The sequence below is a fragment of the Methylobacterium sp. J-090 genome (genome assembly GCF_022829345.1).
In the GTDB taxonomy this organism is placed as follows: Bacteria; Pseudomonadota; Alphaproteobacteria; order Rhizobiales; family Beijerinckiaceae; genus Methylobacterium.
Map to the genome: position 1 here is coordinate 59,671 of NZ_JAKSXV010000089.1, position 12,330 is coordinate 72,000.

13 protein-coding genes are annotated in these 12,330 nt (G+C 69.7%); 4 read left to right on the plus strand and 9 right to left on the minus strand.

From position 1 onward, the window contains the following. Window positions 1-7 precede the first annotated feature (7 nt). The 4 genes from MKK49_RS15365 to hpxZ are packed head-to-tail and all read left to right on the plus strand — an operon-like array spanning window position 8 to window position 3,670. On the plus strand, window positions 8-1,600 hold the full coding sequence (locus tag MKK49_RS15365; RefSeq protein ID WP_244029893.1) for a regulator: 1,593 nt from the start codon (window positions 8-10) through the stop codon (window positions 1,598-1,600). A 56-nt stretch (window positions 1,601-1,656) separates the two neighbouring features. After that, on the plus strand, window positions 1,657-1,857 hold the full coding sequence (locus MKK49_RS15370; RefSeq protein WP_244029895.1) for a DUF4089 domain-containing protein: 201 nt from the start codon (window positions 1,657-1,659) through the stop codon (window positions 1,855-1,857). Between the two features lie 11 nt (window positions 1,858-1,868). Then, complete coding sequence (locus tag MKK49_RS15375; protein WP_244029897.1) at window positions 1,869-3,284, plus strand: AtzE family amidohydrolase; 1,416 nt, start codon at window positions 1,869-1,871, stop codon at window positions 3,282-3,284. 5 nt (window positions 3,285-3,289) lie between these two features. Then, on the plus strand, window positions 3,290-3,670 hold the full coding sequence (hpxZ, locus tag MKK49_RS15380; protein ID WP_244029899.1) for an oxalurate catabolism protein HpxZ: 381 nt from the start codon (window positions 3,290-3,292) through the stop codon (window positions 3,668-3,670). Window positions 3,671-3,902: 232 nt separating this feature from the next. On the opposite strand, the gene rutD is transcribed toward hpxZ, so the two are convergent. From rutD to MKK49_RS15425, 9 genes are all read right to left on the minus strand, one after another. Further along, the gene (gene rutD / locus MKK49_RS15385) at window positions 3,903-4,685 is read right to left on the minus strand and encodes a pyrimidine utilization protein D (RefSeq protein WP_244029902.1); all 783 of its coding nucleotides are present in this window, start codon (window positions 4,683-4,685) and stop codon (window positions 3,903-3,905) included. Between the two features lie 4 nt (window positions 4,686-4,689). After that, the gene (gene rutC, locus MKK49_RS15390; RefSeq protein WP_244029904.1) at window positions 4,690-5,079 is read right to left on the minus strand and encodes a pyrimidine utilization protein C; all 390 of its coding nucleotides are present in this window, start codon (window positions 5,077-5,079) and stop codon (window positions 4,690-4,692) included. A gap of 24 nt (window positions 5,080-5,103) precedes the next feature. After that, window positions 5,104-5,832 (minus strand): pyrimidine utilization protein B, encoded by a 729-nt coding sequence (gene rutB, locus MKK49_RS15395; protein ID WP_244029906.1) that lies wholly within the window; start codon window positions 5,830-5,832, stop codon window positions 5,104-5,106. Then, window positions 5,832-6,932 carry a pyrimidine utilization protein A gene (rutA, locus tag MKK49_RS15400; RefSeq protein ID WP_244030194.1) on the minus strand — a complete coding sequence of 367 codons (1,101 nt, stop codon included), beginning with the start codon at window positions 6,930-6,932 and terminating at the stop codon, window positions 5,832-5,834. Before rutA ends, rutB begins: the two co-directional genes overlap by 1 nt. 273 nt (window positions 6,933-7,205) lie before the next feature. Continuing rightward, window positions 7,206-7,916: an HTH-type transcriptional regulator RutR gene (rutR, locus tag MKK49_RS15405; RefSeq protein ID WP_244029908.1), complete on the minus strand. Its 711-nt coding sequence runs from the start codon at window positions 7,914-7,916 to the stop codon at window positions 7,206-7,208. A gap of 34 nt (window positions 7,917-7,950) precedes the next feature. Beyond that, window positions 7,951-8,841 carry an ABC transporter permease gene (locus MKK49_RS15410; RefSeq protein ID WP_244029910.1) on the minus strand — a complete coding sequence of 297 codons (891 nt, stop codon included), beginning with the start codon at window positions 8,839-8,841 and terminating at the stop codon, window positions 7,951-7,953. A 2-nt stretch (window positions 8,842-8,843) separates the two neighbouring features. Continuing rightward, window positions 8,844-9,800: an ABC transporter permease gene (locus tag MKK49_RS15415; RefSeq protein ID WP_244029912.1), complete on the minus strand. Its 957-nt coding sequence runs from the start codon at window positions 9,798-9,800 to the stop codon at window positions 8,844-8,846. Between the two features lie 181 nt (window positions 9,801-9,981). Further along, window positions 9,982-11,256, minus strand: coding sequence for a PotD/PotF family extracellular solute-binding protein (locus MKK49_RS15420; protein WP_244029914.1), 1,275 nt, complete (start codon window positions 11,254-11,256; stop codon window positions 9,982-9,984). A 29-nt stretch (window positions 11,257-11,285) separates the two neighbouring features. Continuing rightward, complete coding sequence (locus MKK49_RS15425; RefSeq protein WP_244029916.1) at window positions 11,286-12,278, minus strand: ABC transporter ATP-binding protein; 993 nt, start codon at window positions 12,276-12,278, stop codon at window positions 11,286-11,288. Window positions 12,279-12,330: the final 52 nt, after the last annotated feature.

Sequence of the window (12,330 nt, forward strand, 5' to 3'; positions counted from 1 at the left end):
GGGCATCATGGCGAGCGGCACGACGAGTCCAGCCGGCGCACCCGGCCGCCCGGCCCTCTGGGTTCCGGGCGACTGGAACGCCTTCTTCGGCTTCGGCACCAACATCCTCGTCAACATGCTGGTGCTGACGGGCCTGCTGCGCTTCGTCCTCGGCATGCCCGACGCGATCACCTTCGGGCGCATCCTGCCCGCCATCGGGCTGATGCTGTTCCTCTCGACCGCCTATTACGGCTGGCTCGGCTACCGCCTCGCCAGGACGACCGGCCGCGACGACGTCTGCGCCCTGCCCTCCGGCATCAGCGTGCCGCACATGTTCATCGTGGTCTTCGTGATCATGCTGCCGATCAAGCTCTCCACCGGCGATCCGGTGAAGGCCTGGGAGGCGGGCCTCGCCTGGGTGTTCATCCAGAGCTTCATGCTGATGATCGGCGGGTTCGTCGCCCCCGTCATCCGCCGTATCACGCCGCGCGCGGCGCTGCTCGGCACGCTTGCCGGCGTCTCCGTCACCTTCATCGCCATGCGCCCGGCGCTGGAGCTGATCCAGACGCCGGTGATCGGCGTCGTCGCCTTCGCCATCATCCTGCTCGCGTGGTTCGGCGGCGTCCGCTACCCCGGCCGCCTTCCGGCCGGCCTCGTGGCCATCCTGTTCGGCATGGCCGTCGCCTGGGGGGCGAAGCTCGTCGGGATCGACATCGGCGGGGTCAGCGGTCCCGGCCTGACGAGCGCGCTCTCGGGCATCGGGTTCTCAGTACCGCTGCCGGCCCTCGGTCACGTCTTCGGCGGCTTCGAGTTCATCGGGATCATCCTGGTGACGGCGATCCCCTTCGGCATCTACGACCTCGTCGAGGCGATGGACAACGTCGAGAGCGCCGAGGTCGCGGGCGATGCCTACCCGACCACGCGGGTGCTCACGGCGGACGGCGCGGTCAGCCTGATCGGCTGCCTGATGGGCAACCCCTTCATCAACGCGGTCTATATCGGCCATCCCGGCTGGAAGGCCATGGGCGGGCGCATCGGCTATTCCTTCGCCACCGGCCTCGTCGTGCTGCTTCTCGCCTGGCTGAACCTGATCTCGCTGATCTCCAGCGTGGTGCCCATCGTCGCGATCTCGCCGATCCTGCTCTACATCGGCATGCTGATCGGGGCGCAGGCCTTCCAGGAGACGCCGCATTCCCACGCGCCCGCCATCGTGCTCGCCTTCGCGCCGCATCTCGCGGCCTGGGCCAAGACCCTGATCGACGGGGCGCTCGGGGCGGCCGGCACCAGCGCCGCGGCGGTCGGCCTCGACCGGCTGGGCCAGGTCGGGGTGCTCTATCACGGGCTCGCGGTACTCGGCGAAGGCGCGATCCTCGGAGGCCTGATCCTGGGCGCCATCGCGACCTTCATCATCGAGCGCGATTTCCTTCGGGCCGCGGCCTTCGCGGCGGCCGGCGGGGTGCTGACCTTCTTCGGCTTCATGCACGGGCCCGCCGTCGGCTTTGCCGTGACGCCGACCCTGGCGCTCGCCTATATGCTCGTCGCGGCCCTGCTCTTCGTGGCGGCCCGCGGCGCGGTCCCGGTCCCGTCGATGACGCGGCCGGTCCACGCGCCGGCGGAATAGGATTTGCCAGGATGCCATCGCTCGATCGCCGTCGCTCGATCGCGCCGGGGAGACGCATGACCGACACACCAAACGACCCGGCCTTCGATCCGGACACCTACGCCCGGGCCGTCGCCGGCCTGCTCGGCCTGCCGATCGATCCGGCCTGGATGCCCATGATCGCGGCCAACCTGCGCGTCCTCCACGCCGCCGCCGATCTCGTCGGCGCCTTCCCCCTGCCGGACGAGGCCGAGGCCGCGCCGGTCTTCGCGGCATGAGGCACAGTCCCGTGAGCGAGCAGGATGGGAACCGGGATTGGAGCCTTGCGCCGGCCGCGTCCATCGCGGCCGCCGTCGCGGACGGTTCGGTGCGCGCCCGGACGGTCGTCGCGGCCGCCCTCGATCGGATCGGCCGGATCGATCCGGCCGTGAACGCCTTCACCGCGGTCCTGGCGGACCGTGCGCTGGCCGGCGCCGACCGCCTCGACACGGCCCGCGACCGGGGCACGCCCCTCGGCCCCCTGGCGGGCGTGCCCTTCGCGGCCAAGAACCTCTTCGACATCGCCGGACTGCCGACGCGGGCCGGGTCGCGGATCAACCGGGAGCGGGCGCCGGCGGAGCGGGACGCGACGCTGATCGCCCGCATGGAAGCCGCGGGGGCGATCCTCGTCGGCGCCCTCAACATGGGCGAGTACGCCTACGACTTCACCGGCGAGAACATCCACGACGGCAACACCCGCAACCCGCACGATCCCGGCCGCATGTCCGGGGGCTCGTCCGGCGGGTCCGGCGGGGCGGTGGCGGCGGGTCTCGTGCCCCTGGCGCTCGCCTCCGACACCAACGGCTCGATCCGGGTGCCGTCGGCCTTCTGCGGCTGCTTCGGCCTCAAACCGACCTACGGGCGCCTCAGCCGCGCCGGCAGCTTTCCCTTCGTCGGCAGCCTCGACCACCTCGGGCCCATGGGCCGCTCGGCCGGCGACCTCGCCCTCGCCTACGATGCCATGCAGGGCCCCGACCCGGCGGACCCCGCCGCCGCCCGGCGGGACCCCGAGCCCGTCCGTCCGAGCCTCGACGCGGGCGTGGCGGATCTGCGGATCGCCGTGGCGGGGGGGTTCTTCGCGCGCGGCGGGGAGGCCGACGCCTTCGCGGCCGTCGCGGCGGTGGCCGGCGCCCTGTCCTGCACCCGCACGGTGGAGATCCCGGAGGCGGCGCGGGCCCGGGCTTCGGCCTACCTCATCACCGCCGCCGAGGGCGCGGCCCTGCACCTCGACCGCCTGCGCGCGCGGGCGGGCGACTTCGATCCGGCCGTCAGGGACCGGCTCATCGCCGGGGCCATGCTGCCCGCGCCCCTCGTCGAACGGGCCCAGCGCTTCCGGCGCTGGTACCGCGCGGCGGTACTCGACCTGTTCCGCGAGGTGGACATCATCCTCGCGCCCTGCACGCCCTGCCGGGCGCCGCGCTCCGGCCAGACCACGTTCGTCCTCGATGGCGTCGAATTGCCGGTGCGGGCGAATGTCGGCCTGTTCACCCAGCCGATCTCGTTCATCGGGCTCCCGGTCGTCGCCGCGCCGGTCTGGCTCGATGGAGGCCTGCCCCTCGGCGTGCAGATCATCGCCGCGCCCTGGCGCGAGGACCTCGCCTTCCGGGTCGCCCGGTACCTCGAACGCGCGGGCATCGTCCGCGCGCCCGTCGCGAACCTCGCGTGACCCCGATGCTGATCGATGATCCCCTGGTGAAGGCCGAGGTCGAGGCCGCGTTCGCCCACTACGAGGCGGCGCTGGTCGGCAACGACGTCGCGACGCTCGAAGCCCTGTTCCACGACGATTCCCGCACCATCCGCTACGGCGGGGCCGAGAACCTGTACGGCATGGACGCGATCCGCGCCTTCCGCCGGTCCCGCTCGCCGCAAGGCCTCGCCCGCGACCTCTCGGGCACGGTCATCACCACCTACGGACGAGACTGCGCCGTGGCGATGACGCTGTTCACGCGCGCGGGCGCACCGGATCGGATCGGGCGGCAGAGCCAGACCTGGCTGCGGTTTCCCGATGGCTGGAAGGTCGTCGCGGCCCATGTCAGCGTCATCGACGCGTAGAACCCCGTGTGAGCGTCATCGACGCGTCGACCCCCGTGTCGGCGTCATCGATGCGTGCCCTGATACGACACGACGACCATCGGATCGGTCTTACGAAGTCCGATTGATCGCTTCGCGATGCGGGTGCCGACCTGGCTCGAGCGCCGCGCGGGGTTCCTTGGCGTAGGATTCCTTGGCGTAGCATTCCTTGGCGCGGGGTCCTGGGGCGCGGGGTCCCGGGCGTCGGCCGCCGTCACGGTCGATCGAGGAAGCCCAGAAGCGTCCCGGTGACGGCCTCGGCCCGCGTCACCGAGTGGGCGTGGCCGCCGTCGAGGGCGAGATCGAGGCCCGCGTTCGGCAGCCCCGCGGCGAGCCGCTCGGAAGCGGTGAACGGCACGAGGACGTCGTCGCGCGCGGCCATCACCAGGGTCTCGTGCGGCACCCCGCCGAGGCGTCCCGTCAGGTCGAACGCTTCGAGCGCGGCGATGCGGGCGAGAACGGTGTCGGCGCCGGGGAAATGCGCCAGGGCATGGGCCTCGTCCGCGGCGAGGCGATCGGCGTTCGCCGAGATCCAGGGCGCCGGATACAGGTAGGTCGCCTGGGCCCGGACGAAGGCCTCGGGGCCGGCCTCGGTCAGCAACGCCTTGCGGGCGGAGAAACAGCGCCGGGTCGCCGGGTCCATGGCATCCCAGCCGTTGACGACGACGATGCGCCCGACCCGCTCGGGGTGGGCGAGGGCCAGCTGCAGCGCGATCAGGCCGCCGAGGGCGTGCCCGACGATGTCGGCCGCCGCGATGTCGAGCCGGTCGAGGAGGGCCAGCACGTCTTCCGCCATGGCCGGGATGTCGTGGCCGGGCTCCAGCGGACCGGGCGAGCGGCCCGTGCCACGATGATCGTAGGCGACCACGCGGAAGCGCTCGGCCAGGGCCGGCAGTTGCGGCGCGAAATAGCCCGCTGAGCCGCCGAGTCCCGGCGAGAGCAGCACGGTTCGCCCCCCGGCCCGGCCGTGGACCGCGTGATGGACCGGCGCGGCCATCCGCTCAGCCGGCCCCGAGATGCGCGACCGACGCGATCTCGATCAGCGCCTCGGGTTTCACCAAGCCACACTGGATGCAGTAGCGCGCCGGCTTCTCGCCGGGAAAATACGTGGCGTAGACGGCGTTGATCGCGGCGTAGTCGGCCCAATCCTTCAGGAAGATGTGGTTGAAGGTGACGTCGTCCATGGTGCCGCCGGCGGCCTCGACCACGCCCTTGATCGTCTCCAGGACGTGGCGGGTCTGCGCGCTCGCGTCACCCACATGGACGACGTTGGCCTCCGCATCGAGGGGCAGCGTGCCCGATACGTAGAGCACGCCGTCGGCGAGCGTCCCGGGGACGTAGGGCGCCAGCGGCTTGCCGGTGCCGGGCGGGATCACGACGGTTTTCGGCATCGCTCTGGGACTTTCGGTTGGCGATCACGCGGCGGAGGCGAGCGCCGCCGCGAAGGCGTCGACGTCGGAGACCCAGCCGAAGAAGGTTTCGATGTTGAGGAGCGCGCCCTCCTGCAGGCTCGGCGGCCCGGCCTGATGCGTCGCGTCGGCCAGCACGATCCCGAAATATTCGAGGAAGAAGCCGTCGCGCAGGGTCGATTCCACGCAAACGTTGGTGGCGATGCCGGTGAAGATCAGGGTGCGGATGCCGCGCGCCCTGAGCATACTGTCGAGGGCGGTGTTGGCGAAGCCGCTGTAGCGCGGCTTCGGCAGGACGATGTCGCCCGGCTCCGGCGTCAGCGCGTCGACGAAGGCGTAGTCCCAGGTGCCCTTGGCGAGCAGCCGCTGGTTCATCTCCGGGCGCCGGCGCATCGTCCTGAGCGCGTTCGACTTGTGCCAGTTCGGCGAACCCGGTCCGCCGGCCTCGACGTAGTCCGCGTCCCAGCCGTTCTGGAACCAGATCACAAGCATTCCCGCCGCCCGGGCGGCCGCGACGGCCTCGGCGATCCGTTCGATGACCGGCCCCGTGGCCGAGACATCGAAGCCGGCGAGATCGAGATAGCCGCCCTTCGTCGCGTAGGCGTTCTGCATGTCGACGACGATGAGGGCGCTCGCCGCCGGATCGAAGGCGATCGGCTCCGGCCGCGCGGCGAGGGTCACGCTGCCGGAGCGGCCAGCCGCGTCGCGGTACCCGGCGGGGGCGTCGCCCTGCATCACGCCACCTCCGCCAGCGGGGCCACGTCTCCGGCGATGTGCCGGCGCGTCGCCATCAGCGGCTGGATCTTCTGCCCGAACGCGTCGAGGCCTTTCAGGAAATCATCGAAGACGAGGAGCACGCCGCCGGTGCCCGGCACCGTCATGACCTCGTCGAGCAGGCGCGCGACGGTGGCGTGGGAGCCGACCAGCGTGCCCATGTTGATGTTCACGGCGGAGGTCGGATCGGCCATCTGGCGGACATTGGTGTCGGCGCCCGACTTGGTGTCGGCCGAGCCCTGCACCCCGAGCCAGGCGATCGCGTCCTCGTCGGCGCCGGCCTTGTAGTGCTCCCACTTGGCGTGGGCCGCCTCGTCGGTCTCGTCGGAAATGATCATGAAGAGCACGTAGGACGAGACCGCGCGGCCGGTCTTCGCCTTGGCCTCCTCCAGCCGCGCCACGGTCGGGGCGAAGGCGGTGGGCGTGTTGACGCCCTTGCCGAAGCAGAAATTGTAGTCGGCATAGGTCGCGGTGAAAGCCATGCCGGCGCTGCTCTGGCCGGCGCAGATGATCTTCATCTCCGCCTGCGGGCGCGGGCTCAGGCGGCAATCGTCCATCTGGAAGAAATCGCCCTTGCGGTCGCTGCGGCCGGTCTCCCACAGATCGCGCAGGATCTGTGCGTATTCCGACAGATACTCGTAGCGCCGCGAGAAGTACTCGTCGCCGGGCCAGAGGCCCATCTGGGCGTATTCCGGCTTCTGCCAGCCGGTGATCAGGTTGAGGCCGAAGCGGCCGTTCGAGATCGAGTCGATGGTCGACGCCATCCGGGCGACGATGGCCGGCGGCAGGCACAGCGTCGGGACGGTGGCGTAGAGCTTGATCCGGCTGGTGACGGCGGCGAGCCCCGACATCAGCGTGAACGAATCGAGGTTGTGGTCCCAGAACTCGGTCTTGCCGCCGAACCCCCGCAGCTTGATCATCGAGAGCGCGAAGTCGAACCCGTAGCCTTCGGCCTTCAACGTCACCTGCTTGTTCAGCTCGAAACTCGGCATGTATTGCGGCGCGTTCTCCGAAAGGAGCCAGCCGTTGTTGCCGATCGGAATGAAGACGCCGATGTTCATGGGCTCGGTCATCGCCACCTCGCAGTTTGATGCCATCGCGCCATGCGGTTGCATGGAAGACGTCAAGCTCGATGCCGCAGGGTGCCGGAACGATCCGGAGCTTTGCTGCATTCCACGAGAATGGCCGCTCGATCCAAGCGGTCAAATCTTAAATCGCGAAGTTTGACCATTTGCACAAACTCTCCGCCGGGTGCCCGCGCGGTGCGCCGCATCTGCCCACGCGTGCGGCGAACCTGATCGCCGGACCATCCCGGCCCCGGCGCGCGCCTCGAATCAGGGGAGGCCGAGGCTCGCCAGGATCAGCCTCTGCGTGCTGGCGACGGTCCGTTCGAAGAAATCCGCGTCGGACAGGTCGCGGCCGGTGATCGCGTTCACCTGCACGGCGAAATCGGCATAGTGCTGGGTGATGGCCCAGATCGAGAAGATCAGGTGATGGGGGTCGTGCGGCGCGATCCGCCCTTGCGCGATCCAGCCGCTCAGCACGGCCGCCTTGGCGTCGACGAGGGCCCGCACGTCGCCCTCGAGTTCGGCCCGCAGGAGCGGCGCGCCCCGGACGATCTCCAGGCAGAAGAGGCGGGATGCCTGCGGCGCGTCGCGCGACAGCGTCACCTTCGCGCGGATGTAGGCCCCGAGGGCCTCCGCCGGTTCGCGTCGCGCATCGAGCGCCTGGAGCGGATCGAGCCAGACATCGAGCACGCGCCGCAGCACGGCGACGTAGAGCGCCTCCTTCGAGGAGAAGTAATAGAGCAGGTTGGCCTTCGAGAGCCCGGCGCGCTCGGCGATCCGGTCGAGGCTCGCCCCGTGCAGGCCGCGGGTCGAGAAGACCGCGAGGCCGGCATCGAGAACCGCCTCGCGCCGCACCGCGCCGTCACGCCGACGCCGCCGCACGGGCGCCGCCACGAAGTCGCCCGCCGGGCCGGTGCCTCCCGAAGGCGCGGCCGAGATGTCCGCCGGAGTCACCACGCAGGCAGCCCGGCGCACCATTCGGCCTCATCGATCGGGATGGCTTCGGGACCCCTCACCCGAGACGCAGCCCGGCCCTCGCCCGGCGCCGCTGCAGGTACAGGCTCGCGCCGAGCGCCGTGGCGATGACCGCGAGCGACATGGCCGTCGTGAGGGTGCCCAGCGCGTAGATCTCCGGCGTCGTCACGGTGGTGGTCAGGCCCTGCAATTCCAGCGGCAGGGTGTTGCGGCCGCCGATGGCCTGGCTGGTGCGGGCGAGTTCGTCGAAGGACAGGGTGAAGCCGAACAGGGCGACGCCGACCAGCGACGGCCCGAGGATCGGCACCACCACGTGGCGCAGGGTCTGGGGCCCGGTTGCGCCGAGATCGCGCGCCGCCTCCTCGTAGGCCGGATCGAACCGGTTGAAGACCGCGAACATGATGAGCAGGCCGAACGGCAGCGTCCAGGTGAGGTGCGCGCCCAGCGCCGAGGTGTAGAGCCCCATCAGGGTGCCGTGCTCCTGGAGCCAGCCCCAGCCGGTCGCGGCGGCGGCCCCGTTCACGGCGTCGTCGAGGAGCCGGAACTCCAGCCCGATGCCGAGCGAAACCACGATGGAGGGCACGATCAGGCTCGCCACCGCGACGGTGAACAGCGCGCCCTCCCCGCGGAAGCGCTTGCGGAAGGCCAATCCTGCGAAGAACGCGATGACGACGGTGAGCCCCATCACCACGACGCCAAGGCGCAAGGATCGCCACAGGGCGCCCCAGATGTCGACGATGCCGAGGCCCGCCCAGAGCTTGCCGAACCAGTGCGTCGAGACCCCGTTCATCGGAAACGTCAGCCCGCCCTGCGGCCCCTGGAAGCTGAGGACCAGGATCGTCAGCGTCGGCCCGTACAGGAAGGCGACGAACAGGGCGAAGAACGCCGCGAGTGCGTAGAAGGCCGGGGCGCGGGGACGGTCGCTCACGGTCAGAGTTCCTTGCGCAGGTCGATGAGGCGGGTCATCGCCACGATCATCAGCATCACGGCGCCGAGCAGCACCACCGCGTTGGCCGCCGCCGCCGGGAGTTGCAAGGCCGACATCTGGACCTGGATGACCTTGCCGACGGAGGCAATCTGCTGGCCGCCCATGACGCCGACCGTGACGAAGTCGCCCATCACCAGGGTGATCACGAAGATCGAGCCGATGGCGATGCCGGGTTTTGCCAGCGGCACCACCACGTTCCACAGGGTCTGCCAGCCGGTGGCGCCGGCATCGTAGGCCGCCTCGATGAGCGCGCGGTCGATGCGCGCCATGCTGTTGAAGATCGGCACGATCATGAAGACCGTGTTGAGGTGGACGAAGGCGAGCACCACCGAGAAGTCGGAGTAGAGCAGCCCCTCGATGGGCGTCTTGATCAGTCCCATCCCCATCAGCGTGTCGTTGACGAGGCCGTTGCGGCCGAGCAGCGGAATCCACGAGATCATGCGGATCACGTTCGAGGTCCAGAACGGGATCGTGCAGACGAGGAACAGCGCCATCTGCATCGTGCGCGAACGGACGTGGAAGGCGACGAAATACGCCACCGTGAAGCCGATCAGCAGGGTGAAGACCCAGGTGAGCGCGCAGAACTTCAGGGTCGAGAGGTAGGTCCGCACCGTCGTGCAGGCCTCGGCCGTGTTCAGGCAGCCCTCGAACACGTCGATGTAGTTCTGCACCGTGAAGGACGGGATGATCTCGTACTCGTTGTACGCCCAGAAGCTGACGATCAGGGTCAGGCCCAGGGGCACCACGAAGAAGACGAGGAACACCAGCGCCATCGGGGCGGCCTGGAGATAGGCCAGCGCCCGGCGGCGGCGGGTTTTCGCGGTGAGACCGGCGGTGGCCGTCGAGGCGGACGGAGTTTTGGCGATGGCGGGCATTGCGGAGAGGGCGGTGTCGGTCATGGCTCTACCCTCGTGAGACGCCAATCCCTCCCCCCCTCTGCGGGGGAGGGTGGCCCTCGCGTCAGCGAGGATCGGGAGAGGGGAGCACTGCTTTTTCCGGGGATGTCGCGGTCCCCTCTCCCGCCCGCTCCGCGGGCACCCTCCCCCGCAGAGGGGGAGGGTTCATGGCAAGCCAATTCCCTCACGCGGCGATGAACTCGTTCCACTTGCGGACCATGTAGGTGTTCTCGTCCATCACCGCGTTCCAGCAGGCGACGCCGCCCATGCGGGTCTCGAACGAGCCGCCGTCGCGGGTGGCGCCGGCCTTTTCCAGCACGCCGCCGTCGGGGCCCTTGATGTCCTTCTCGGCGGGCTTGCCCTCCATCCAGTAGGCCCACTCGTAGGGCTCCATGTGGGATTTCGCCGTCTCCAGCACCGCCGAGTAGTAGCCCTGGCGGTTGAGGTAGGCGCCGGCCCAGCCGGAGAGGAACCAGTTGATGAAGTCGTAGGCCGCATCGAGCTTGCGGCCCGTCAGGGTCTTCGGGAGACCGAAGCCCGTCGCCCAGGCGCGGTAGCCCTCCTTGAGGGGCTGGTAGGTGCAGGCGACGCCCTGGCTGCGCACCTTGGTGACGGCGGGCGACCACATCGACTGGATCACGGTCTCGCCGGACGCCATCAGGTTCACGGATTCGTTGAAATCCTGCCAGAAGGCACGGAACTGGCCGGCGCGCTTGGCCTCGATCAGGAGCTTGATGGTGCGGTCGATCTCCGCCTTCGTCATGTTGCCCTTGTCGGGATAGGTGTAGTCCCCCGTGGCCTCGATCACCATGGCGGCGTCCATGATGCCGATGGAGGGGATGTTGAGGATCGAGGCCTTGCCCTTGAACTCGGGGTTCAGGAGTTCCTTCCAGCTCGTGATCGGGCGCTTGATCAGGTCCGGGCGGATGCCGAGGGTGTCGGCGTTGTAGGTGGTGGGGATCAGGGTGATCCACTCGGTGGCCGAGCCGGCGAAGGTTTTCGCGTTCTGCCCTTCCAGGTAGAACACCTTCCTGGGCGCCGTGCCCTGGTCGCCGATTGTCTTGCCCGCGACCTCGCCCTTGGTGAAGACCGGCGTGATGTTGTCGGCCTGCTTGATCCGGCGGGCGTCCATGCCCTGGATGTTGCCCGAGGGGATGAGCTTCTTCAGGCTGAAGAACTCGGTGTCGAGGAGGTCGAACGAGTTCGGCTGGGTCACCACGCGCTTCGTGACCTCGTCGGTGACGACGGGGATGTACTCGAGGGTGATCCCCAAATCCTCCTTGACCTTGCGGGCGATGTCGCCGGACTGGTTCACGGCGGTGCCGAGGTAGCGCAGGGTCACGGGCTCGGCGGCGATCACGTTGGGAAAGCCGGTGATCGGCCCGGCGCCGAGCGTCAGTCCGGTGGCACCCGCCCCCTGGAGCAGGGTGCGGCGGCTGAACTTGATCGTGGTCGTCATACGGTGTCCTCTGGGCGTTGGATTACGGATCAGGCGCTCAGGTGGTGCGCGGCCGCAGCGTCCCAGCCGAGCGACACGGTCTGGCCGAGGGCGAGCGGGCGGCCCGCATAGGCCGCGTCATCGATGACGGCGGTGAGCGCCGTGGCGCCGGGCCCGCCGAGGCCGTCCGCCTCGAAGCCCACATGCACGCTGGTGCCCTGGTACTCGACGGAGACGACGCGGGCCGGCACCGCGCCGGACCCGGCCTGCGGGCCGAGGCGCATCCGATCGGCGCGCACCGCGATCTCGGTGGAATCCGGCAGCCGGATGATGTTGTGGCCGCCGATGAAGCGGGCGACGAAGGCGGTGGCCGGCCGCTCGAACACCGTGCGCGGGTCGGCCGCCTGCTCGATGCGCCCGCCGTTCATCACCACCACGAGGTCGGAGAGCGCCATCGCCTCCTCCTGGCTGTGGGTGACGTGGATGAAGGTGATGCCGAGCTCGGACTGGAGCCGCTTCAGTTCGGTCCGCATCCGCACCCGCAGGAACGGATCGAGGGCGGAGAGCGGCTCGTCGAGGAGCAGGACCTTGGGTCCGGTGACGAGGGCCCGGGCCAGCGCCACGCGCTGCTGCTGGCCGCCGGAGAGCTGGGCCGGCAGGCGCTCGGCCAGATGCGCCATCTGCACGAGGTCGAGCATGGCGAGGGCCTTGGCCCGGCGCTCGGCCTTGCCCATGCCCCGCATCTTCAGGCTGAAGGCGACGTTGTCCCGGCAATTGAGGTGGGGGAACAGGGCGTAGCTCTGGAACATCATCGCGGTGCCGCGCTCGGCCGGCGTCGCGTTGCCCACCGCATGCGGGCCGATGACGACGTCGCCGGAGGACACCGTCTCGTGCCCGCCGATCATCCGAAGCGTGGTGGTCTTGCCGCAGCCCGAGGGGCCGAGCAGGCAGCAATAGGCGCCCGAGCGGACCTTCAGATCGATGGCATCCACGGCCGTGGTGTTGCCGTAGCGCTTGGTCAGGCGGATCAGCTCGACATCCATGATTCTCTCCCTCCGGACATCCAGCAAGCGGCGGGCCAGACGAGAGCCGGTT